Below are 23,468 nucleotides of genomic sequence, written 5' to 3' on the forward strand. Positions count from 1 at the left end.
AATCAGGCATTGCCCTGACCGCCCAGCTCAAACCGATATTCTCCAAGAGACCCCGACATGCCGCCGCTATGAGGATGCACGTGCGGCGTAGAGGCCATCGCATTGATCTGCTGTTGGAGTTCGAACACCGCCATCTCCAGCAGCCTGCGCAAGTCCTCGGCACTCTGTGCGGCCACATTCAACTGCAGCGTGCAGGCACCCGTGAGTGACGGCGACGCGGGCTCGGCGGGCGGCGCGGGTTCATCGGCCACCTGCGCAACCTGGATCATTTGCGCCTGGCTGAGGATTTCCGCGTGCTCGTCATCCATCAGGTCCAGCACCCTCGCTAATTCCAGGGTCTGTTCAGGGTGCGATTGAATACGGTCCTTGATCTCCAGGCGCCGCATCTGCCACTCCCGCAGTTTTTCGCGAGTGAGGTCGTCGACTTTTTCCACGTGTGTTGTCTCCGGATGCCAGGCACTGGAGTATGCCGCCATGGACCGCCCGATGGCAGATGGCGTGAAAGCATTTTTGAAGTGAAATTTAAGAGGTGATGCAAGGAAGAGCGTTATGGAGGCAACCCCACCAGCCACACCCCGGCACACAATGTTCCCGCTGTGGCTGCTGCCTTCCGGCTCTGACCAGGTTCACGGGTAATCGTTGCGGGGGGACCGATGGGGTCACCATAACGACGCTGGCCTCTCGGCAAGCGGGGCCATTGTACCGATCTCATCGGAAGTTACAACCGTTGGGGCCGGATTAAAAAATGAGGGGGTTCAAGTACTTGTCATAGCTCTGGAGATTGGCGTGTTCTCCTGTGGGAGGGAGCAAGCCCCCTCCCACCTTGGCTCATCACTGTGCGTGCACGACCTCATCTGCCCTTCCGCCCTCTTCCTGGATCACCAAGTGAATAAAGTGCAGCTTGGCGATCACCGCCGGTGGTAGCACGAAGGGATAGAAATCTGGCTGGCCCATGCTGCGCGACAGTTCGTTGAGCATACCGGCCAGTTCGATCCAGGCGTTGACGAACGATAGGAACGCCGCGCCGCCAGGGTGCTCGGGGTCGTAGAGCGTGCTGAGGGGGAATGGCTGGTAATCCAGGTCCATCTCGCGACCGCTCATGCCAAAGCCGAGGGCGGTGTCGACGGCGTCCATCATGTGCAGGTAGTGGGCCCAGGTTTCGGCCCAGTCTTCCCAAGGGTGCATGGTGGCGTAGGCACTGACGCAGGTTTGCTGCCAGTCGGGGCGCGGGCCGTTCTGGTAGTACTGGTCGAGCGCCTCGGCGTAACTGGCGCGTTCATCGCCGAACAGGGCGCGAAAGGCTTCAAGCCAGTGGGTATCGGCGATCAAGCGGTCCCAGTAGTAATGGCCGACTTCATGGCGAAAATGGCCGAGCAGGGTGCGATAGGGTTCGCGCATCTGTACGCGGACTTTTTCACGGTGGGCATCGTCGGCTTCCTTGATGTCGAGGGTGATCAAGCCATTCGCATGGCCCGTCATCGGCGCATTGCCTTCCAGGTCGATACCGACGAAGTCGAAGGCCAGGCCGTTGTCTTCGTCGGCGGTTTTGGGCACGACTTGCAGGCCGAGGCTGATCAATTGCGCGACCAGGCGGCGCTTGGCGGTTTCTACTTTGCGCCAGCGCTCATGGTTTTCCGGAATCGACAGGTCGGGGATGGTGCGGTTGAGGCTGCACGCCACGCACAGCGGCGCAGTGCTGTGGGCCGGGATCAGCCAGTTGCAGGCAGCCGGCGTGTCGAGGTTGGCGCAGCGGCGGAAGGCGCCGGCGTCGAGATTGTCATCTTGCAGCCACGTGCCTTCTACGGGGCCGGGCTGCAGGGACGCGAGTCGACTTTGTTGCGGTTGATAACCCAGCAGTGCCTGACAAGCCAGGCACTGGCTGTTGCGAAAGAACAGGGATTGGCCGCAGCGGCACTGCCATACCTTGCTGTCGCGAGACGGGCCGGCCGCGAAGGGCGCATCAATACGCGAACTGAGTTGCTCGAAGTAGCGGAACATGGCGATCTCTCCCAGGGTGACTGAGACTAGATCATTTCGCCGCCGAAATCGTTCCACATTATTGTAGTGAGCGGGCTTGCCCCGCGCTGGGTGGTGAAGCTGCCCCAGATCCAGGCACTTCGGTCTATCTGAAACACCTCAGCGTCTGTGTGGGGGCTGCTTCGCAGCCCGGCGCGGGGCAAGCCCGCTCACTACAACAAGCCCGATCACCACAGCAATCGGGCTCACCACAAAGGTCCCGAATCAGACGGGGATGTTGTGTTTGGCGAGGAAGGCGACGAAAGCTTCTTCATCCAACACCTTCAGGCCCAATTCACTGGCCTTGGCCAGCTTGGAACCGGCACCCGGCCCCGCCACCACGCAGTGGGTTTTCGCCGAGACCGAACCCGCCACCTTGGCGCCCAGGCTTTCAAGTTTATCCTTGGCCACGTCACGGCTCATCAGCTCCAGCGAGCCGGTGAGCACCCAGGTATGCCCGGCCTCGGGCAAGCCTTCGACTACCTTCTTCTCGCTGTCCCAATGCATGCCAAAATCCTTGAGCTGCTGCTCGATGGCCAGGGCGTGGTTGGCGTTGTCTGCGTTATCGAAGAATTCGCGCACAGCCTTGGCCTGCTTCTCGGGCAGTGCCTGACGCATATCCAGCCAGTCGGCCTTGATCACGCCTTCCAGGGTAACGAACTTGTCCGCCAGCTTCTGCGCAGCGCCAGGGCCGACGCTGGGCACGTGGAGCTTGTCGAGCAAACCACCCAAGGTGGTGCTGGCGGCGAATTCGGCGCTCAGTTCGCCCTGATCTTGCAATTGCAGGCCGCATGCCTGCGGCGACAGCAGCGCGCCGATCACGTCCTGGTTGTGGCTGTCTTCGAAGAAGCTGTGAATCTCGTGCGCCACTTCCAGGCCCACGTCCGGCAGGTACGTCAGCACTTCCGGCAAGGCTTTTTGCACGCGCTCCAGAGACGCCAGGGAGCGCGCCAGCACCTTGGCGGTTTCCTCGCCTACGTCGGGAATGCCCAAGGCGTAGATAAACCGCGCCAGGGTCGGGGTCTTGCTGTTTTCGATGGCGGTGATCAGCTTTTTGCTGGAAATATCGGCAAAGCCTTCCAGGTCGATGATCTGCTCGTACTTGAGCGTGTAGAGGTCGGCCGGCGAGCCGATAAGCTTTTCATCCACCAGTTGCTCGATGGTCTTGTCGCCCAGGCCGTCGATGTCCATGGCGCGGCGCGAAACGAAATGGATAATCGCCTGCTTAAGCTGGGCGCCACAGGCCAGACGGCCGACGCAACGGTACACCGCGCCTTCGCTGACGGTTTCCTTGCCCTTGCTGCGCTTGACCAGTTGCGTGCGCTCCACATGGGAGCCACACACCGGGCAGCTTTCGGGGATCTGCACCGCGCGGGCATTTTCCGGGCGGCGCTCGGGGACGACCGACACGACCTGCGGGATCACATCACCGGCGCGGCGGATGATCACGGTGTCGCCGATCATCAGGCCCAGGCGCGCGACTTCATCCATGTTGTGCAACGTGGCGTTGGACACGGTCACACCCGCGACCTTGACTGGTTTAAGTCGCGCGACCGGCGTGACGGCGCCGGTACGACCGACCTGGAATTCCACGTCGAGCAGTTCGGTCAGTTCTTCCATGGCCGGGAATTTATGCGCGATGGCCCAGCGCGGTTCGCGGGCGCGGAACCCCAACTCGCGCTGAGAGGCGATGCTGTTGACCTTGAATACGACACCGTCGATTTCATACGGCAGGCTGTTACGCCGCTCGCCGATGTCGCGGTAGTAATCCAGACAATCCTGGATACCCTTGGCCAGTTTCAGCTCGTGGCTGATCGGCATGCCCCACTTCTTCAGTTGTTGCAGGTTGCCGATATGGGTATCACTGATGTCGGTGGTCACACCGTAGCAGCAGAATTCCAACGGGCGGCTGGCAGTGATCTTCGAGTCCAGCTGGCGCAGGCTACCGGCAGCGGCGTTACGCGGGTTGGCGAAGGTCTTGCCGCCGACTTCCAGTTGCGAGGCATTGAGCCGTTCGAAACCGGCCTTGGACATGAACACTTCACCCCGCACTTCCAGGGTCGCCGGCCAGCCGCTGCCGTGCAGCTTCAACGGAATATTGCGCACGGTGCGTATGTTGACGCTGATGTCTTCGCCGGTGGTGCCGTCGCCACGGGTGGCGCCGCGTACCAGCTCGCCGTCCTGATACAGCAGGCTGACCGCCAGGCCATCGAGCTTCGGTTCGCAGCTGTACTCCACCGCTGCCCCGCCGCCAAACAGATCGCCCACCGGCAGGTCGAGCCCTTCGGTCACCCGGCGATCAAATTCGAGCATAGTGGTTTCATCGAAGGCATTGCCGAGGCTGAGCATCGGAATGTCGTGCTTGACCTGGGTGAACGCCGACAACGCCGCACTGCCGACCCGCTGCGTCGGTGAATCACGCGTGACCAGGTCCGGGTGCTCGGCCTCCAGGGCCTTGAGCTCGTGGAACAGCCGGTCGTACTCGGCGTCCGGAATGCTCGGCTCGTCAAGGACGTGGTAACGGTAGTTGTGCTGATCCAGTTCAGCGCGCAGTTCGAGGATGCGGGTGTGGGCGGCGGTCATGGGTGTTCTCTCATAAAGCAAAAGAGCAGCCGAAGCTGCTCAATATGTTAGTGCACGGATTCTACAGACAACGCTTAAGATCGAACCTCAGCGTTTCTGTGTCAGGGCGCGACGCTCGAACTCGACGATGCGCTGACGGTAGTGTTCGATGGTTTGCGCGGTCAAGACGCTGCGCTGGTCATCCTTGAGCTCGCCGTTCAGTTCCTGGGACAGCTTGCGGGCTGCCGCCACCATCACGTCGAACGCCTGTTTCGGGTGACGCGGGCCTGGCAGGCCGAGGAAGAAGCTCACGGCCGGGGTGCTGAACAGGTCGATATCGTCCAAGTCGAACGTGCCCGGCTTGACCGCATTGGCCATGGAGAACAGCACTTCGCCGTTACCCGCCATGCTTTCGTGACGGTGGAAGATATCCATCTCGCCAAACCGCAGGCCGCTTTCCAGGATGTTCTGCAACAGGGCCGGGCCTTTGAAACCGGCGGCGTCGCGGCAGATCACGCTGATCACCAGCACTTCTTCGGCGGGCGGCTGATCGTTCACGGACTGGCGCGGTGCGTTCTTGCCCGCGTTTTCATCCGGGAAATCATCATCGCGGCTGCTGAAGCTCGGGCCTTCATCGACGTCAAGGTTCAGGTCACCCTGATGCGGCTCGGCCACGCCGGCGTTGGCGCGCTTGCCACGCTTGGAGGACGGCTCGCGGGCTTCACGCACTGGCGCGCTCATCGACGGCAAGTCGTGCTCGTCCAGTTGGGGTTCTTTATGGGTATCCAGCACGCGGGGCGGCCCCAGCAGCTCGGCGCTGCCGTCGTCGTCGGGCAAGTTGGACAGGTTGCGGTCCAGACGGAATTTGAGCTTGCCCTTGCCACCGCGCATTCGGCGCCAGCCATCAAAAAGAATACCGGCAATGACAATAATGCCGATGACGATCAGCCACTCGCGCAGACCGATTTCCATGTAATCCCGTGCCTCTAATAAAAAATGCTGAAAAATAAGGGGTTTAGCACCGTGCAAACCGCTTTAAAACGTGGCGCCAACTCTATGTTCTGACTGACGTTTTGCCCACGCATACGAAAAATTGACATTAAACTAGCACGACCAAAGGTAACTTTACACCGTCTGTCAAAATGCCTTGAACAAATATGTCCATTTGCCACTTTCGCCAGACCGGTAAACCGTCTTACGGTGCGCTAAAAAAATTCTCTCGCGACAGGGTTCAAGACTCCACCATCGCCATCGCCTCTTCCACATCCACGGCCACCAAACGCGAACAGCCCGGCTCATGCATCGTTACCCCCATCAACTGATCAGCCATTTCCATGGCGATCTTGTTGTGGGTGATATAGATGAACTGCACGGTCTGGGACATCTCTTTGACCAACCGCGCGTACCGTCCAACGTTAGCGTCATCCAGCGGAGCGTCAACTTCATCGAGCATGCAGAACGGCGCCGGGTTCAACTTGAAGATGGCAAATACCAGGGCCAATGCGGTCAGGGCTTTCTCGCCGCCGGACAACAAATGGATGGTGCTGTTCTTTTTGCCCGGAGGCCGCGCCATGATCGTTACCCCTGTATCGAGTAGATCTTCGCCCGTCAGTTCCAAGTAAGCGCTGCCACCGCCGAAAACTTTTGGGAATAAGGCCTGTAAACCGCCATTAATCTGATCAAAGGTATCTTTGAAGCGGTTACGGGTTTCCTTGTCGATCTTGCGGATCACGTTTTCCAAGGTGTCCAGGGCTTCCACCAGGTCGGCGTCCTGGGCGTCCAGATAACGTTTACGCTCGGATTGCTGCTGGTATTCGTCGATGGCGGCGAGGTTGATCGCGCCGAGTCGTTGGATACGTGCAGCAATGCGCTCAAGTTCTTCTTCGGCGTCTTTCTCGTTGGCCTGGGCGGTCAGGGTGTTAAGCACGCCGTGCAGGTCATAGCCGTCTTCCAGCAATTGGTCTTGCAGGGTCTTGCGGCGCACTGTCAGGGCTTGCCATTCCATGCGCTGTTGTTCGAGCTGGCCGCGGATCAGCTGGGATTGCTGCTCGGCCTGGGTCCGGCGTTTTTCGGCGTCGCGCAGTTCGCGGTCGGCGTCTTCCAGGGCGATCTGTGCGGTCTTGAGTTCCTCGTCGACGGTCATGCGCTTGTCGAGCAACTCTTCGAGCTTGAGGCGCAACTCTTCCAGCGGCGCCTCGCCTTCTTCCAGGTTGAGGCTCAGTTGCTCGCGCTTTTCGGTCAGGCGCTCGGACTGCATCTCCAGGCGCTCAAGGGCCTGGGCCGTGGACGCGTGCTGGGCCTTGAGCGACCCCAAGCGTACCGCCAACTGGTGAGCGTGGTCCTTGTGCTGCCGCGCTTCCTGACGCACGCGGTCAAGGCGCTCGCGCAGGCTGTCGCGCTGGGCCAGCAGCAATTCGCGCTGCTCGGTGTCCAGCGCCATACTGTCGAGGGCTTCCTGCAACTGCAGGCGCGCTTCGCCGATCTGTTCGTGTTCGAGGGCGCGTTGCTCGCCCATCTCGGCAACTTCTTCGTCCAGACGGGTGCGGCGCAGGGTCAGTTGCTCGACCTTGGCTTTGCTCGCGGAAAGCTGGGCTTTCAATTCGCCTTGCTGGCGCGCTTCGTCCTGCAACAGGCGGCGCAGGTGTTCACGACCGGTCTCTTGCTGGCGCTGGGTGGCCCGCAAGGTTTGCAGTTCGGTTTCCAGGCTCTCCAACGTGGCTTCGCGCTCTTCACGCTCGGCGATCAGGTTGACGATTTCCTGGCCACGGGCCAGAACACCGCTTTCCGCTTCACTGGCGCGCCGTACACGCAGGAAATGGCGACCCACCCAATAGCCGTCGCGGCTGATCAGGCTTTCGCCGGCCGCCAGTTGGCCACGTTGGGCCAGGGCCTGCTCAAGAGATTCGACCGGTTTGACTTGGCCGAGCCACGGCGACAGATCAATCGCCGCCTCAACTTTATCCAGCAAACTGCCCGGCACCCGCGCGCCGTCAGCGGCCGGGCTGAGCAAACGCAAATCGCCCTGGGCAAAACCGGCCAGGTCAAAACCGCCAAAATCGTCCACCAGTACGGCTTGCAGGTCGGCGCCTAAAACGGTCTCTACCGCCAGCTCCCAACCGGCTTCAACTTTTAATCCTTCAGCCAGGCGCGGGCGTTCGGCCAGGTGCTGGTCGCGCAGCCATTCGGCGGTACCGGTGCCTGGGTCCAAAGCGGCTTGCTGCAACGCCTCAAGGGATGCCAGGCGGCCATTGAGCCGCTGCAAATCCCCCTGGGCCTGTTGCTGAGCCTGGGTCGCTTGTTGCAGTTGCTGACGCAATTGCTCAAGGCGCTCCACTTGTTGTTCTTCGCTGGCTTCCAGTTCCTCCAGCGTCATTTCGCTTTCGGCCAGTTGTTCGCTCAGCTCCATGATCGCCGCGTCTTCCGGGTCGGCGGCGAGCAACACGCGCTCTTCCTGCAGACGACGCTGGCGCTCGGCCAGGCGCTCCATGCTGGTTTCCAGCTGTTGGATGCGTGACTGCTGCACCTCGGCCTGGCGGCGTGGCTCGGCGGACTTCAGGTTGAAGGTGTCCCACTGTTCCTGCCAGCCGTGCATGGTGGTTTCGGCTTCTTCCAGGGCGGCGGCGGCTTCTTCGGCGGCGGCGCTGGTGAGTTCCTGCTCGGGCGTGAGCATGTCCAGCTCTTCGCCGAGGGTCAGCAGCAACGTGCGATCGTGGCCCAGGTGCGATTCGGTTTCCAGGCGCGCGCGCTCGGCTTCCTTCAGGTCATCCTGCAATTGGCGCAGGCGCTGCTGACCGTGCTGGATGCTCTGCTCCACGCGAGCAATGTCGCCACCCACCGAATAGAAACGGCCTTGCACCAGATTGAAGCGCTCGGACAGGTCATGGTGGCCGTCACGCAGGCGCTCGATGCTGGCGTCAGCATTGCGCTGCTCGGCCACCAAGGCTTCGAAGCTGATTTCCTGGGTGCCAATGATCGATTCGCGCTGCCCCACCTGATCATTCAGCGCCTGCCAGCGCAGGGCCGAGAGTTGCGCCTTGAGCTGGCGCTCTTCGCCTTTGTATTCCTGGTACTTCTCGGCGGCCTGGGCCTGGCGGTGCAGGCGCTCCAATTGGCGCTCCAGCTCTTCACGCAGGTCGGTCAGGCGGGCGAGGTTCTCGTGGGTGCGGCGGATACGGTTTTCGGTCTCGCGGCGGCGCTCCTTGTACTTGGAGATACCGGCCGCTTCCTCGATAAAGTTACGCAGGTCTTCGGGCTTGGCTTCGATCAGCTTGGAGATCATGCCCTGCTCGATGATCGAGTAGCTGCGCGGGCCCAAGCCGGTGCCGAGGAAGATATCGGTGATGTCCCGACGGCGACACTTGGTGCCGTTGAGGAAGTAGCTGTTCTGGCTGTCGCGGGTCACTTTGCGGCGGATCGAAATTTCCGCGTAGGCCGCGTACTCGCCGATCAACGTGCCGTCGGAGTTATCGAACACCAGTTCGATGCTCGCCTGGCTCACCGGCTTGCGGCTGGTGGAGCCGTTGAAGATGACGTCGGTCATCGACTCGCCACGCAGGTTTTTAGCCGAGCTCTCGCCCATCACCCAGCGTACGGCGTCGATGATGTTCGACTTGCCGCAACCATTGGGCCCGACCACCGCCGCCATGTTACTGGGGAAGTTGACCGTGGTCGGGTCGACGAAGGATTTAAACCCCGCCAGTTTGATGCACTTGAGCCGCACGCTTAGGCGTCCGCCAACGCAGCGATGACCAGCGAGGAACTGCGCTGGCAGTAAGCCGACAGCACGAGGCGAATCTGCGGCAGGTCACGGGCGAGTACGGCGGCGAGCAGTTGCTCGAACAGCGCCAGGTACTCGCTCATGGACGCCTTGCGTTGATCCAGGGCTAGGTAATAAGCACGGTTCATCGCCGGCTGCAGGTTCTCGACTGTCTCTTGCAGATACGGGTTGTTGGCGAAGGGGTAAGCGGCGCGCATCACATTGAAGCACTCTTCGACGAAGGCGCGGATGTCCTGGCGCTCGAAATTGGTCACCAGGCGCTGTTGGATCTGCACAAAGGGCGCCATGTCCACCTGGGTTTGCCAGCCTTGGGCAACCGCATTGCCCAGGAGGATGTACAACTCGCTCATCAAGGTGCACAGGCTCTGCACTTTGTGCGCGGTGAGTTCGGTGACGTGGGCGCCACGGCGCGGCAGGATCGCGATCAGGTGACGGCGCTCGAGGATCAGCAAGGCTTCGCGCACGGAACCACGGCTGACATTGAGTGCCAGCGTGACCTTTTGCTCCTGGATCCGCTCCCCAGGCTTGAGATCGCCGCGAATGATGCGTTCGGCGAGGTGGTGAGCAATTTGCTCGGCGAGACTGTCCGGCGCCTTGAACGTCATGTTTTCCCTTCAAAATCTTCTATCGGTACAAGCGCGGCAGTGTAGCGCATTGGCCCGCTGATGGCGCTACGCCCACGGCGGCGAATTTGGCATGAAATAAGCAACGTTGAACACCCAAAAGCCTTTAAAAACACCGGTTCCAGAAGACTGAACCATAATTGAAAGTGTTGTGACTGCATTTTCTTGACCCTTAAGTCAGAAAACCATTGACCGAAAAGTCAGACATGACTAGATTCGGCGCAAAGCGGTTAACAACAATAATGAGTCTGCGAGGCCTTCCGTGATCCAGTTTTTACTTAACCAGGAACTCCGTAGCGAGCACGCCCTGGACCCCAACCTGACCGTGCTCAACTATTTGCGTGAGCACCTGGGCAAATCCGGTACCAAGGAAGGCTGCGCGAGCGGCGATTGCGGTGCGTGCACTGTGGTGGTCGGCGAACTGCACACGGATGACCAAGGCACCGAGCAGATTCGTTATCGCAGCCTCAATTCCTGCCTGACCTTTGTGTCATCGCTGCACGGCAAACAACTGATCAGCGTCGAAGACCTCAAGCACCAGGGCCAACTGCACAGCGTGCAACAGGCCATGGTCGAGTGCCACGGGTCGCAATGTGGCTTTTGCACCCCCGGTTTTGTGATGTCATTGTTTGCCCTGCAAAAGAACAGTGACGCCCCCGACAGCCAGAAAGCCCATGAAGCCTTGGCCGGCAACCTGTGCCGCTGCACCGGTTATCGCCCGATTCTCGCCGCCGCCGAGCAGGCCTGCTGCAACAAGCCCCAGGACCAGTTCGACAGCCGGCAAGCTGAGACCATCGCCCGCCTTAAAGCCATCGCGCCGACGCAAACCGGTGAACTCAACAGCGGCGATAAACGCTGCCTGGTGCCGCTCACCGTCGCTGACCTGGCCGACCTCTACGACGCCTACCCGCAAGCCCGCCTGCTGGCCGGTGGCACCGACCTGGCGCTGGAAGTCACCCAGTTCCACCGCACGCTGCCGGTGATGATCTACGTCGGCAACATCGAAGAAATGAAGCGCATCGAACACTTCGACGACCGTCTGGAAATCGGCGCCGCCGCCGCCCTCTCCGACTGCTACACCGCGCTGCACCACGCCTACCCGGACTTCGGCGAACTGCTGCACCGCTTCGCCTCCCTGCAGATCCGCAACCAGGGCACCCTCGGTGGCAACATCGGCAACGCTTCGCCGATTGGTGATTCGCCGCCGCTGCTGATCGCTCTCGGCGCGCAGATTGTGCTGTGCAAGGGCGAGACACGCCGCACCCTGGCGCTCGAAGACTACTTCATCGACTACCGCGTCACCGCCCGCCAGGACAGCGAGTTCATCGAGAAGATCATCGTGCCGAAGGGCCACGCGTTGTTCCGTGCCTACAAGGTGTCCAAGCGCCTGGACGATGATATTTCCGCCGTCTGCGCCGCGTTCAACCTGAAGATCGACAACGGCGTGATCCGCGAGGCCCGCGTTGCGTTCGGCGGCATGGCCGCCACGCCCAAACGCGCCAAAAGCTGCGAAGCCGCCTTGATCGGCGCCACGTGGAACAGCGCCACCGTGGAGATAGCCTGCGCCGCCCTGGCCGAGGATTTCACCCCGCTGTCGGACTTCCGCGCCAGCAAGGAATACCGCCTGCTCAGCGCGCAGAACCTGCTGCGCAAATACTTCATCGAACTGCAAACGCCGCACATCGAGACTCGGGTGACCGCTTATGTCTAACCATCACGCCGTCGTTAAAACCCAGGCCGAGCTTGCCGAGCTGTTCGCCCAGGACCTTACCTCCGGGGTCGGCCGCAGCGTCAAGCATGACAGCGCCGCCAAACACGTGTCCGGTGAAGCGCAGTACATCGATGACCGCCTGGAATTCCCCAATCAGTTGCACCTGTATGCGCGCATGTCCGACCGCGCCCACGCGAAAATCATCAGCATCGACACTGCGCCCTGCTACGCCTTCGATGGCGTGCGCATTGTCATCACCCATGAAGATGTGCCGGGCCTGAAAGACATTGGCCCGTTGATGCCCGGCGATCCGTTGCTGGCCATCGACACCGTGCAGTTTGTTGGCCAGGTGGTGCTGGCGGTGGCCGCCCGCGACCTGGAAACCGCACGCAAGGCCGCGATGGCCGCAGTGATCGAATACGAAGACCTGGAACCGGTGCTGGACGTGGTCGAGGCCTTTCGCAACAAACATTTCGTGCTGGACAGCCACACCCATCAGCGCGGAGATTCGGCCGGCGCACTGGCGACCGCGAAACATCGTCTCCAGGGCACGCTGCACATCGGCGGCCAGGAACACTTCTACCTGGAAACCCAGATCTCTTCGGTGATGCCCACCGAAGACGGCGGCATGATCGTCTACTGCTCCACGCAGAACCCCACCGAAGTGCAGAAGCTGGTGGCCGAAGTGCTGGACGTGTCGATGAACAAGATTGTGGTCGACATGCGCCGCATGGGCGGCGGTTTCGGCGGCAAGGAAACCCAGGCCGCCAGCCCGGCATGCCTGTGCGCGGTGGTGGCGCGCCTGACCGGCCAGCCGACCAAGATGCGCCTGCCGCGCGTCGAAGACATGTTGATGACCGGCAAGCGCCACCCCTTCTACATCGAATACGACGTGGGCTTCGACGATAGCGGCCGCCTGCACGGAATCAACCTGGAACTGGCGGGTAACTGCGGCTGTTCACCGGACTTGTCCAACTCGATTGTCGACCGCGCGATGTTCCACGCCGACAACTCGTATTACCTGGGTGATGCCACCGTCAACGGTCATCGCTGCAAGACCAACACCGCCTCCAACACCGCCTATCGCGGCTTCGGCGGTCCGCAAGGCATGGTTGCCATCGAGGAAGTGATGGACGCCATCGCCCGTCACCTGGCGCTCGACCCGCTGGCGGTGCGCAAGGCCAACTATTACGGCAAGACCGAGCGCAACGTCACTCACTACTACCAGACCGTCGAGCACAACATGCTCGAAGAGATGACCGCCGAGCTGGAAGCCAGCAGCCAATACGCCGAGCGCCGCGAAGCCATCCGCCGGTACAACGCCCACAGCCCGATCCTGAAAAAAGGCCTGGCGTTGACCCCGGTGAAATTCGGTATTTCGTTTACCGCCAGCTTCCTCAACCAGGCCGGCGCGTTGATCCATATCTACACCGACGGCAGCATCCACTTGAACCACGGCGGCACCGAGATGGGCCAGGGCTTGAACACCAAGGTCGCGCAGGTGGTGGCCGAGGTGTTCCAGGTCGAAATCGACCGCGTGCAGATCACCGCCACCAACACCGACAAGGTGCCCAACACCTCGCCGACCGCGGCGTCCAGCGGTGCCGACTTGAACGGCAAGGCCGCGCAGAACGCCGCCGAAACCATCAAGCAACGCCTGGTGGAGTTCGCCGCCCGCAAATACGACGTGAGCGAAGCCGATGTGGAGTTCCGCAACGGTCATGTGCGAGTGCGTGAGCAGATCCTGTCCTTCGAGGCGCTGATCCAGCAGGCGTATTTCGCCCAGGTCTCGCTGTCGAGCACCGGGTTCTACAAGACCCCGAAAATCTTCTACGACCGCAGCCAGTCACGGGGTCGGCCGTTCTATTACTACGCGTTCGGCGCGGCGTGCTGCGAAGTGATCGTCGACACCCTCACCGGCGAATACAAGATGCTGCGCACCGACATCCTCCACGACGTGGGCGCCTCGCTGAACCCGGCCATCGACATCGGCCAGGTCGAAGGCGGCTTTATCCAGGGCATGGGCTGGCTGACCATGGAAGAGTTGGTGTGGAACAACAAGGGCAAGCTGATGACCAACGGCCCGGCCAGCTACAAGATCCCGGCAGTGGCAGACATGCCGCTGGACCTGCGGGTGAAGCTGGTGGAAAACCGCAAGAACCCCGAAGACACGGTGTTCCATTCCAAGGCCGTGGGCGAGCCGCCGTTCATGCTCGGGATTGCATCGTGGTGCGCGATCAAGGATGCGGTGGCGAGCTTGGGTGAGTATCGCCATCAGCCCAAGATTGATGCGCCGGCGACGCCGGAGCGGGTGTTGTGGGGTTGCGAACAAATGCGCCAATTGACTGTGGCGAAGGTGGTTGAGGCTGATACCGAGATGGCTTCGCTTTAGATCGAGGCGCTGCCATCGGGGGCAAGCCCCCTCCCACACTGGAATGTATTCGCAGCTTTAAATGTGGGAGGGGGCTTGCTCCCGATGACGGCCGAACTGACAACAGAAATGTTGAGGTAAACATGAACAATTGGATCAGCGTCCTCGCCGACCTGCAAAACAGCGGCGAACCCTGTGTCCTGGTGACCATCATCGAAGAGCTCGGCTCCACACCGCGCAATGCCGGTTCTAAGATGGTGATCAGCGCCACCCAGACCTTCGACACCATCGGCGGCGGGCACCTGGAGTACAAGGCGATGCAGATCGCCCGCGACATGCTCGTGCGTGGCCAGCAGAACACCCACCTGGAGCGCTTCAGCCTGGGCGCGAGCCTGGGCCAGTGCTGCGGTGGCGTGACCGTGTTGCTGTTCGAACCCATGGGCCAAGTGCAAGCGCAGATTGCCGTGTTTGGCGCCGGCCACGTGGGGCGTGCGCTGGTGCCGTTGCTGGCAAGCCTGCCGTGCCGAGTGCGCTGGATCGATTCGCGTGACCAGGAGTTTCCGGAACATATCCCGCAAGGCGTGCGTAAAATCGTCAGCGAAGAACCGGTCGACGAAATTGCCGACTTGCCGGTGGGCAGTTACTGCATCGTCATGACCCACAATCACGCGCTGGACCTCGAACTGACCGCCGCCCTGCTCAAGCGCAATGACTTTGCCTACTTCGGCCTGATCGGTTCGAAGACCAAACGCGTCAAGTTCGAACACCGCCTGCGCGACCGTGGCTTCGACGCCGCGCAATTGCAACGCATGCGCTGCCCCATGGGCCTCACCGAGGTGAAGGGCAAGTTGCCGGTGGAGATCGCCATCTCCATCGCCGGCGAAATCATCGCCACTTATAACGCGAATTTCGGCCAGCACACTGCCGGCGCCGAACCCATTGCCAAACTGCTTGTGGCTTCGCGCCGAAGCCAAGCTTTGACTTCTTTTGCCAAGAATTGAGACGACCATGCCTTTGACCCGCAAAGCCTACCGTGCCGCCCTTCTGCACAGCCTCGCCGACCCCGCTGAAGTGGGCATCGAAGCCTCCTACGAGTATTTCGAAGACGGCCTGCTGGTCATCGAAAACGGCCAGATCAGCGCCGTCGGCCACGCCAGCGACTTGCTGCCGACCCTGCCCGCCGATATCGATATCACCCATTACCAGGACGCGCTGATCACCCCCGGCCTGATCGACACCCATATCCACCTGCCGCAAACCGGCATGGTCGGCGCGTATGGCGAGCAGTTGCTGGATTGGCTCAACACCTACACCTTCCCGTGCGAAAGCCAGTTCGCCGACAAGGCGCACGCCGAAGAAGTCGCGGATATTTTCATCAAGGAACTGCTGCGCAACGGCACCACCACCGCGTTGGTATTCGGCAGCGTGCATCCGCAATCGGTGAATGCGTTGTTCGAAGCGGCCGAAAAGCTCGACCTGCGCATGATCGCCGGCAAGGTGATGATGGACCGCAACGCGCCGGACTATCTCACCGACACCGCCGAATCCGGCTACCAGGAAAGCAAAGCACTGATCGAGCGCTGGCACGGCAAGGGCCGCCTGTACTATGCGGTGACGCCACGCTTTGCGCCGACCAGCACGCCGGAGCAACTGGCGCTGGCCGGGCAACTGCTGGGCGAATACCCGGATCTGTACATGCAGACGCACATCAGTGAGAACAAGCAGGAAGTGGAATGGGTGAAGGAACTGTTCCCGGAGCGCACGGGCTACCTGGATGTGTACGACCACTACAAACTGCTGGGCGAGCGCTCGGTGTTTGCCCATGGCGTGCACCTGTGTGATGACGAATGCGCACGGCTGGCGGAAACAGGTTCGGCGATCGCGTTCTGCCCAACCTCGAACTTCTTCCTCGGCAGCGGTTTGTTCAACCTGCCGATGGCTGAGAAACACAAACTGAATGTGGGCCTGGGCACTGACGTGGGCGGCGGTACCAGTTTTTCGCTGCTGCAAACCCTGAACGAAGCGTACAAGGTCATGCAGTTGCAGGGTGCACGGTTGAGCCCGTTCAAATCGCTGTACCTGGCCACCCTGGGTGGCGCGCGGGCGCTGCGATTGGAAGACAAGATCGGTACGTTGCAACCGGGCACGGATGCGGACTTTCTGGTGCTGGACTACAACGCCACGCCGCTGCTGAGCTACCGCCTGAAGCAGGCGAAGAACATTGCCGAGACGTTGTTTGTGTTGATGACGCTGGGGGATGATCGGACGGTGTTGCAGACGTATGCAGCCGGGCAATTGGTGCACCAGCGCTAATTCCACAAACACCCCAAAACAAATGTGGGAGGGGGCTTGCCCCCGATAGCAGAGTGTCAGTCTCTGGATTAATTGACTGATGCACCGCTATCGGGGGCAAGCCCCCTCCCACATTGTTGGTCGTATTTACAACTTTATGGACGAACGCCCCGGCTTCTTGGTCTGCAACAAATGCGAGAACACCGCATGCAAATCATCCGACGCACTTTCCTCATCGAGGTTGAGCTTGCTGTCGATATGGTCCATGTGGTGCATCATCAGGTTCACCGCCAGCGCCGCATCCCGTGCTTCGATCGCATCGATCAATTGGGTGTGTTCATCGTACGAACAGTGCGAGCGGTTGCCGCTTTCGTACTGGGCGATGATCAATGAGGTCTGGGACACCAGGCTGCGCTGGAAGCTGATCAACGGCGCGTTCTTCGCCGCTTCGGCCAGCTTGAGGTGGAATTCGCCGGAGAGGCGAATACCGGCACCGCGATCGCCACGGGAGAAGCTGTCGCGCTCGTCATTGACCATCTGACGCAGCTCGGCCAGTTGTTCGGCCGTTGCGTGCTGCACCGCCAATTCAGTGATCGCCCGCTCCACCAGACGCCGCGCGAGGAACACTTGGCGCGCTTCCTCGACGCTCGGGCTGGCCACCACCGCACCGCGATTGGGCCGCAGCAACACCACGCCTTCATGGGCCAGGCGCGACAGGGCGCGGCGAATGATGGTGCGACTGACGCCGAAAATTTCGCCCAGAGCCTCTTCACTCAACTTGGTACCGGGTGCCAGGCGTTGTTCGAGGATCGCCTCGAAGATATGCGCGTAGACGATATCGTCCTGGGTTCCGCTGCGACCGGCCTTGCCGGCTCGCGGTTGTTTCTTGAGAGGTTGCAACTGTTCGTTCATGGGCACTCGGGTTTGGAGAACGGCGGCGAATTAACGGTAATACGGCAACGGCGTGTCGCTGGCAAGTATCACCTAAAAACAGGGCACATTGTACACAACCGGATGCGCCAACACACTGTACGGCTGTTTGCGGCGCCGGCTGTATTGCAATGACTTGTCAGGTTTGAGTTTAGGCTTGAATCCGTGCCGCCACCGGCAAACTTCCAGGTAAAAGGAACACCGCTCCATGACCGACGCCACCCAAGCGCCTTTGCGCCCGCTGGCCGACACTTCTGCGTCGGCCGTCGTCGCCGGCTTCATCGCCATGATGACCGGCTACACCAGCTCCCTGGTCCTGATGTTTCAGGCCGGACAAGCCGCCGGTTTGACCACGGCGCAGATTTCTTCCTGGATCTGGGCGATTTCCATCGGCATGGCGGTGTGCAGCATCGGCCTCTCGCTGCGCTATCGCACGCCCATCACCATCGCCTGGTCGACGCCGGGCGCAGCGCTGCTGATCACCAGCCTGGGCGGTGTGAGTTATGGCGAGGCCATTGGTGCCTACATTACCTGCGCCGTGCTGGTGACGATTTGCGGGTTGACCGGCAGCTTTGAAAAACTGGTCAAGCGCATCCCGGCATCGCTGGCAGCCGCCTTGCTGGCGGGGATTCTGTTCAAGATCGGCAGCGAGATCTTCGTCGCCGCGCAGCATCGCACCGGGCTGGTGCTGGGGATGTTCTTCACCTACCTAGTGATCAAGCGTCTGTCGCCGCGTTATGCGGTGCTGGCCGCGCTGCTGATCGGCACCGCCTTGTCGGGGTTGATGGGGCTGTTGGACTTCAGCGCTTTTCACCTGGAAGTGGCGACGCCGGTATGGACCACGCCACACTTCTCGTTGGCGGCGACCATCAGCATCGGCATCCCGTTGTTTGTGGTGGCGATGACGTCGCAGAACATGCCCGGCGTCGCGGTGCTCAGGGCCGACGGCTATAACGTGCCCGCCTCACCCTTGATCACCGCCACGGGCCTGGCCTCCCTGGTGCTGGCGCCCTTCGGCTCCCACGGCATCAACCTCGCGGCGATCAGCGCGGCGATCTGCACCGGGCCGCATGCCCATGAGGACCGTAACAAGCGCTATACCGCGGCGGTGTGGTGCGGGGTGTTCTACGGGATTGCAGGGGTGTTCGGCGCGACCTTGGCGGCCTTGTTCGCGGCCTTGCCCAAGGAACTGGTGCTGTCGATTGCAGCGTTGGCGTTGTTTGGCTCGATCATCAATGGCTTGAGTATCGCCATGAATGAGCCGAAGGAACGGGAAGCGGCGCTGATCACCTTTATGGTCACGGCGTCTGGCTTGACGCTGTTTTCCATCGGCTCGGCGTTCTGGGGGATTGTGGCGGGGGTGTTGACGCTGCTGATTCTGAATGGGCGCAAGGCATAAAAAAACGGCGACCCTGAGGTCGCCGTTTTTTTAGTATCACTTAGCCGCGTTGATCGGCTTTTCCGGATACCAAACGTCCAGCAGCGGGCTGACTTCAGCGCTTTTCAGTTCGCTGCGGCCTTTGAGCCAGCTTTCAACAGCTGCGCGCTGTTCTTCGTTGACCGAGCCACGCTTCTGCAGGCAAACCAGACCGAAGTCATCGCCGCCGACATAGCCCAGACCATTGGCTTCCATGGCTTCTTTGATGAATGCTTCGAGGAAAGCATCGGTAGCTTCTTCACTCAGGCCTTCGTTGAAGTCCAGGTTCAGTTCGAAACCCAGCTCTTGAAATTCATCAACGCACAGTTTTTTGCGCAGACGCTGGGAACGGTTAGTCGCCATTGGAACAATCCTCATAAGTAATAACGGGCGGCACTTTAGCAGTTTAAGGCGGCGATTGCCCGACTCTCTGGGACAGGCGGCCATTTACCGGTAAAAAAAACGCCCATAACCCGCTATCGTTCAGCTACAAGTGGCTACGCCTTGGGGCATAATGCCGACACTTTCATGACCATTGAGGGATTTTCTTATATACCCCTCGCCTTTTTCACCCTCCTCAGCAGTAGGGTTTTACTTCTTATGATTAAATCTTTGCGCTCCGTACTACTCGCCGGTTTCCTCCTTCCACTGGCTTTTTCCACCTCCGCTGCCCCCGTCAATAACACCCTGCCACCGAATGTTCAGCAGGCGCTTGCGAAAGCCAAGCTGCAAAACACCGCGCTGTCCCTGGTGATGATCCCCCTGAACGGCCCCGGCACGCCGACCGTGTTCAATGCCGACGTGTCGGTGAATCCGGCCTCGACCATGAAGCTGGTTACCACCTATGCGGCCCTGGAAATGCTCGGCCCCAACCACCAGTGGAAAACCGAGTTCTACACCGACGGCACCCTCAGCGGTGGCGTGCTGCACGGCAACCTGTACCTCAAGGGCGGCGGCGACCCCAAGCTGAACATGGAAAAACTCTGGCTGCTGATGCGCGACCTGCGCGCCAACGGCGTGCAGCAGGTCACCGGTGACCTGGTGCTGGACCGCAGCTTCTTCAACCAACCGCTGTTGCCCGAATTCAATGACGATGGCAACGACGAGAACAAACCGTTCCTGGTCAAGCCGGACGCGCTGTTGGTCAACCTCAAGGCCCTGCGCTTTGTGACCCGCAATGATTCCGGCCGGGTGCTGGTGTCGGTCGAGCCACCGATCGCGAGCATTCGCATCGACAACCAGGTCAAGGTCTCCAACGCCAAGCAGTGCACCGGCGACGTACGTTACAACCCGGTCACCGCCGCCGATGGCAGCGTGACGGTGACGGTCAGCGGCCAGTTGGCCGATGGCTGCAGTTCGCAGACCTATCTGTCGTTGCTGGATCACGCCACCTACACGGCCGGTGCCGTCCGGGCGATCTGGAAGGAACTGGGCGGTACCATCCAGGGCCGTGACATCCAGGCGCCGGTGCCCAAGGATGCCAAAGTGCTGGCTCGGGCGTTTTCGCCGGACCTCGCGGAAATCATCCGCGACATCAACAAATACAGTAACAACACCATGGCCCAACAGCTGTTCCTGAGCCTGGGTGCGCAGTTTCGCAACGATGCCGACGGCGACGATGCCAAGGCCGCGCAACGCGTAGTGCGCCAGTGGCTGGCGAAAAAAGGCATCACCGCGCCGCACCTGGTGATGGAGAACGGCTCCGGCCTGTCCCGTGCCGAACGGGTCAGCGCCCGCGAGATGGCCGCCATGCTGCAAGCGGCGTGGAAAAGCCCTTACGCGGCGGAGTACATCAGCTCGATGCCGATTGCCGGCACTGACGGCACCATGCGCAAACGCCTGAAAACCACCGCCATGCGCGGCGAAGCCCACGTCAAGACCGGCACCTTGAACACCGTGCGCGCCATCGCCGGGTTCAGCCGTGACAACAACGGCAACACCTGGGCCGTGGTGGCGATCCTCAACGATCCGAAGCCATGGGGTGCTTCGTCGGTGCTGGATCAGGTGCTGCTGGATTTATATCGCCAGCCAAAGGCAGTGGCGGCCGCTCCGGTCCTCTGAAACCGAGTGAGCAACTGTGGTGAGCCCGCTTATTGTAGTGAGCGGACTTATTGTGGTGAGCGGGCTTGCCCCGCGCTGGGGCGCGAAGCGGCCCCAATAAGAACACTGCGGTGAATCAGGTTTTTCTCAGCGCCTGTTGTGGGGCTGCTGCGCAGCCCAGCGCGGGGCAAGCCCGCTCACCACCACAATCCAGTGCATCACACACAATCCCGAGCACCACAACAATCCCGCGCATCACACAACAGGGCCGGTCAGCAAACCGGGGGCGCTTCGACCCGGTCGCGGCCGCCCTGCTTGGCCACGTACACCGCCGAGTCGGCGCGCAGCAACAGCCCGTCGATACCTTCATCCACCCGCCAGCTGGCCACGCCAAAGCTGGCGGTGACAATGCCGACCGGCTCCATCGGCGCGCTGCGCAGCGACGCCCACAACTCCGTCGCCAGGCTGTAGGCCTGGTCGCCGTCCGTGTGAGGGCACAGCACCATGAATTCCTCACCGCCCAGGCGGCAGAACACATCGGTGCGGCGCAGGCGCTGGCTGATGCGTTTGCACAGCTCCTGCAACACCCCATCGCCAACGGCATGCCCGTGCTGATCGTTGATACGCTTGAAGTGATCGATATCAAGCATGATCACCGACAATGCCCCCGAGGTGCGGTTGAGCCTCACCATCTCGGCCTTGAGGCGATCCTGGAAATAGCGGCGGTTGTGGATGCCGGTCAATGAGTCGGTGATGGACAGCGCGCGTAGCTCCTCCTCCACCCGTTTGAGATCGGAAATATCCGACACGTAGCCATGCCACAACGTGCCGCCTGCGGGTAACTCTTCCGGCGTCGCCTCGCCACGAATCCAGCGCAGGCCGCGTTGCGGCAACTGCACCCGGTACTCCTCGCGCCAATGACTCAACTGCAATGCCGACAAGCGAATCGAGGCGCGTACCCGTTCCGCGTCCAGCGGGTGAATACGCTCGAAGACCTTCTTCGCATCCTGCTGCAACACACCGGGCTCGATTTCATAGATGTCGCGCATGCCATCGCTGGCGTAGATGAATTTCCAGTTGTCCTGGGGCTCCAGGGTGAACTGGAAGATTCCGCCGGGGACATGGGCGCTGAGTTTTTTGAGCAGGCGATCCCTGGCAGCCAAGGCCTCGTAAGCGCGCTTTTGTTCGGTGATGTCCAGGTAAATCGCCAGGTGACCGATCCACAACCCGTGGTCGTCCAGCAACACCGTGGCCAACATGTTCACCGTCAACGGGCTGCCGTCTTGGCGGATCAGGGTCCATTCACGGGCTTCGTGCAGGTTGTCAGGGCTTTCCACCAGCATGGCCTGGCTCGCCGGAATACGCTTGCCCAAGGCCACACTCAAGCTGGCCGCACGCACTTCCAACTCCGTCGCCAGGTGCAGGCTTTCCAGGGTATATGTCCCCACCACGTGCTCGGCCTGGAACCCCAGCATCTGTTCCGCACCGGCATTGAAGGTGTTGATGATGCCGCGCAGGTCGGTGGCAATAATCGCCACCTGCGTGGCCGCGTTGAGCACGCTGCGCAACTGACCATGGGCACCGCGCAATTCCTGCTCGCGCAGACGCAGTTGTACGGTACGTTGCTCAACCAATTTCAACGCGCGCTGGCGTTGGCTCACCAGCATATAGAGCAAGGCGCTGAGCAGCAGGCTGAGCAGGCCGCCCATGGTCAAGACGGTGGACAGCGAAGAGTGGTTCGCTTGGTCGAACACCTGGCTCGGACGCAGGCTCAAGGCGTACACGTGATCGCCCAAGGTGAGACGACGCGCGCCGACCAGGTCACTGTCGGACACAACCGTGCCGGACTCGAAGAGCACGCGCTTTTGCAGGTCGGAGGTATCGACTATCTGCATCGTCAGGTTGTCCCGGTCGGGCTTGGGCAAACCGTCGGCCACCAGCTGACGCATGCTGATCACCGCCATCACGTAGCCATAGGGCTCATTCTGGGACTGTTCGGATGTGGGCAGGCGGCTCACCGGCGCGACCAGTAAAACCCCGGTGGAATAAGCCGGCTCGACCCCCACTAATTGCATCGGCTGAGAGACCGCCAGCTTGCCGGTCTTCTGCGCACGCTCAAGGGCCGAGCGCCGCACCGGCTGGGCCAGCAGATCAAAGCCCAGCGGCGCCCCCAGCAAGCTTTGAGTCTGGCTGTACAGCACCGGCACGTATTCATCGCGCTCGGGCGCAGGCGCCAGTTCACCGGCCGAATTCAATTCACGGATAACAAAGGGTGTGCCGCGCTGGTCGGACACCGTCTGCTCAAATTGCTCGCGCTGCTCGCGATACACGCGGGGCGCCCAGGAGTAAGCGCGGGCGCGCAACAACAAGGGCAGGGCAAACCCGTCGAATTCTTCACGGGACACCTCGTCGGAATTGACGAAGAAACGCCGTAGGCTGTTGAGGCGTTGCTCCTGGTCTTCGAAGCGTTCCTGCAAGCGGGTATAACGCTCGTTGACCAGCAACTGAAAGCGCTGGCGCACCTGTTGCTGATAAAGGTCGGACGCGGCCCAGGCGACGATTGCCGTCAGGGTAAACCCTGCCAGCAACACCACCAATGCCACCAGCCAAGCCGACGCCTGCTCACTGATAAAGCCTAGGATTTTCGGGCGAACGGCTTGCAACGGCATAGGCAACACTCACAACGCCAGCCTGCGGGGGGGTGTCACTTTGGCTAGGCCTTAAGTTAT

15 protein-coding genes and 1 other RNA gene are annotated in these 23,468 nt (G+C 61.1%); 6 read left to right on the plus strand and 10 right to left on the minus strand.

What is annotated here, in order from left to right:
* Positions 1-2: 2 nt before the first annotated feature.
* The 7 genes from K7431_RS21740 to K7431_RS21770 form a co-directional block, all read right to left on the minus strand.
* A complete protein-coding gene (locus K7431_RS21740) occupies positions 3-434 on the minus strand; it encodes a hypothetical protein (protein WP_043205742.1) in 432 nt (143 codons plus the stop codon).
* A 125-nt stretch (positions 435-559) separates the two neighbouring features.
* An RNA gene (ffs, locus tag K7431_RS21745) (signal recognition particle sRNA small type) lies at positions 560-656 on the minus strand.
* Between the two features lie 175 nt (positions 657-831).
* Positions 832-1,998 (minus strand): zinc-binding metallopeptidase family protein, encoded by a 1,167-nt coding sequence (locus tag K7431_RS21750; protein WP_015885323.1) that lies wholly within the window; start codon positions 1,996-1,998, stop codon positions 832-834.
* A 243-nt stretch (positions 1,999-2,241) separates the two neighbouring features.
* Positions 2,242-4,599, minus strand: coding sequence for an NAD-dependent DNA ligase LigA (ligA, locus tag K7431_RS21755; protein ID WP_015885324.1), 2,358 nt, complete (start codon positions 4,597-4,599; stop codon positions 2,242-2,244).
* A gap of 87 nt (positions 4,600-4,686) precedes the next feature.
* Positions 4,687-5,550 carry a cell division protein ZipA gene (zipA, locus tag K7431_RS21760; protein WP_015885325.1) on the minus strand — a complete coding sequence of 288 codons (864 nt, stop codon included), beginning with the start codon at positions 5,548-5,550 and terminating at the stop codon, positions 4,687-4,689.
* Positions 5,551-5,809: 259 nt separating this feature from the next.
* Positions 5,810-9,298: a chromosome segregation protein SMC gene (gene smc / locus K7431_RS21765; protein ID WP_015885326.1), complete on the minus strand. Its 3,489-nt coding sequence runs from the start codon at positions 9,296-9,298 to the stop codon at positions 5,810-5,812.
* Between the two features lie 2 nt (positions 9,299-9,300).
* Positions 9,301-9,960 carry a GntR family transcriptional regulator gene (locus tag K7431_RS21770; RefSeq protein ID WP_015885327.1) on the minus strand — a complete coding sequence of 220 codons (660 nt, stop codon included), beginning with the start codon at positions 9,958-9,960 and terminating at the stop codon, positions 9,301-9,303.
* Between the two features lie 280 nt (positions 9,961-10,240).
* On the opposite strand from K7431_RS21770, the gene xdhA reads away from it, so the two are divergent.
* The 4 genes from xdhA to guaD all read left to right on the plus strand — a co-directional run bounded on the left by xdhA (position 10,241) and on the right by guaD (position 16,373).
* Entirely contained in the window at positions 10,241-11,689 is a 1,449-nt protein-coding gene (gene xdhA / locus K7431_RS21775) for a xanthine dehydrogenase small subunit (protein ID WP_015885328.1), read from the plus strand.
* Positions 11,682-14,081: a xanthine dehydrogenase molybdopterin binding subunit gene (xdhB, locus tag K7431_RS21780; RefSeq protein ID WP_015885329.1), complete on the plus strand. Its 2,400-nt coding sequence runs from the start codon at positions 11,682-11,684 to the stop codon at positions 14,079-14,081. Before xdhA ends, xdhB begins: the two co-directional genes overlap by 8 nt.
* Before the next feature lie 122 nt (positions 14,082-14,203).
* The gene (gene xdhC / locus K7431_RS21785) at positions 14,204-15,061 is read left to right on the plus strand and encodes a xanthine dehydrogenase accessory protein XdhC (RefSeq protein WP_015885330.1); all 858 of its coding nucleotides are present in this window, start codon (positions 14,204-14,206) and stop codon (positions 15,059-15,061) included.
* A gap of 7 nt (positions 15,062-15,068) precedes the next feature.
* Positions 15,069-16,373, plus strand: a complete 1,305-nt coding sequence (gene guaD, locus K7431_RS21790; protein ID WP_015885331.1) for a guanine deaminase — start codon at positions 15,069-15,071, stop codon at positions 16,371-16,373.
* Positions 16,374-16,499: 126 nt separating this feature from the next.
* On the opposite strand, the gene K7431_RS21795 is transcribed toward guaD, so the two are convergent.
* The gene (locus K7431_RS21795; protein ID WP_015885332.1) at positions 16,500-17,264 is read right to left on the minus strand and encodes a GntR family transcriptional regulator; all 765 of its coding nucleotides are present in this window, start codon (positions 17,262-17,264) and stop codon (positions 16,500-16,502) included.
* A gap of 226 nt (positions 17,265-17,490) precedes the next feature.
* Here K7431_RS21795 and K7431_RS21800 point away from each other — a divergent pair, with 226 nt between their 5' ends.
* Entirely contained in the window at positions 17,491-18,681 is a 1,191-nt protein-coding gene (locus tag K7431_RS21800; protein ID WP_015885333.1) for a benzoate/H(+) symporter BenE family transporter, read from the plus strand.
* Between the two features lie 36 nt (positions 18,682-18,717).
* Here the strand turns inward: K7431_RS21800 and K7431_RS21805 are convergent, their stop codons facing one another.
* Positions 18,718-19,062 (minus strand): YggL family protein, encoded by a 345-nt coding sequence (locus K7431_RS21805; RefSeq protein WP_015885334.1) that lies wholly within the window; start codon positions 19,060-19,062, stop codon positions 18,718-18,720.
* 237 nt (positions 19,063-19,299) lie between these two features.
* Here K7431_RS21805 and dacB point away from each other — a divergent pair, with 237 nt between their 5' ends.
* On the plus strand, positions 19,300-20,760 hold the full coding sequence (gene dacB, locus K7431_RS21810; protein ID WP_015885335.1) for a D-alanyl-D-alanine carboxypeptidase/D-alanyl-D-alanine endopeptidase: 1,461 nt from the start codon (positions 19,300-19,302) through the stop codon (positions 20,758-20,760).
* Positions 20,761-21,011: 251 nt separating this feature from the next.
* Here the strand turns inward: dacB and K7431_RS21815 are convergent, their stop codons facing one another.
* A complete protein-coding gene (locus K7431_RS21815; protein WP_043205745.1) occupies positions 21,012-23,408 on the minus strand; it encodes a sensor domain-containing diguanylate cyclase in 2,397 nt (798 codons plus the stop codon).
* Positions 23,409-23,468: the final 60 nt, after the last annotated feature.

Origin of the sequence: Pseudomonas fluorescens group sp., assembly GCF_020093335.1 — a bacterium.
Taxonomy (GTDB): domain Bacteria; phylum Pseudomonadota; class Gammaproteobacteria; order Pseudomonadales; family Pseudomonadaceae; genus Aquipseudomonas; species Aquipseudomonas petroselini.

Excerpts from the sequence above, each read along its gene's own strand:
- K7431_RS21750 (WP_015885323.1), bottom strand. The coding sequence starts at position 1,998 with ATGTTCCGCTACTTCGAGCAACTCAGTTCGCGTATTGATGCGCCCTTC.
- ligA (WP_015885324.1), bottom strand. The coding sequence starts at position 4,599 with ATGACCGCCGCCCACACCCGCATCCTCGAACTGCGCGCTGAACTGGAT.
- zipA (WP_015885325.1), bottom strand. The coding sequence starts at position 5,550 with ATGGAAATCGGTCTGCGCGAGTGGCTGATCGTCATCGGCATTATTGTC.
- K7431_RS21770 (WP_015885327.1), bottom strand. The coding sequence starts at position 9,960 with ATGACGTTCAAGGCGCCGGACAGTCTCGCCGAGCAAATTGCTCACCAC.
- xdhB (WP_015885329.1), top strand. The coding sequence starts at position 11,682 with ATGTCTAACCATCACGCCGTCGTTAAAACCCAGGCCGAGCTTGCCGAG.
- xdhC (WP_015885330.1), top strand. The coding sequence starts at position 14,204 with ATGAACAATTGGATCAGCGTCCTCGCCGACCTGCAAAACAGCGGCGAA.
- guaD (WP_015885331.1), top strand. The coding sequence starts at position 15,069 with ATGCCTTTGACCCGCAAAGCCTACCGTGCCGCCCTTCTGCACAGCCTC.
- K7431_RS21795 (WP_015885332.1), bottom strand. The coding sequence starts at position 17,264 with ATGAACGAACAGTTGCAACCTCTCAAGAAACAACCGCGAGCCGGCAAG.
- K7431_RS21800 (WP_015885333.1), top strand. The coding sequence starts at position 17,491 with ATGACCGACGCCACCCAAGCGCCTTTGCGCCCGCTGGCCGACACTTCT.
- K7431_RS21805 (WP_015885334.1), bottom strand. The coding sequence starts at position 19,062 with ATGGCGACTAACCGTTCCCAGCGTCTGCGCAAAAAACTGTGCGTTGAT.
- dacB (WP_015885335.1), top strand. The coding sequence starts at position 19,300 with ATGATTAAATCTTTGCGCTCCGTACTACTCGCCGGTTTCCTCCTTCCA.
- K7431_RS21815 (WP_043205745.1), bottom strand. The coding sequence starts at position 23,408 with ATGCCGTTGCAAGCCGTTCGCCCGAAAATCCTAGGCTTTATCAGTGAG.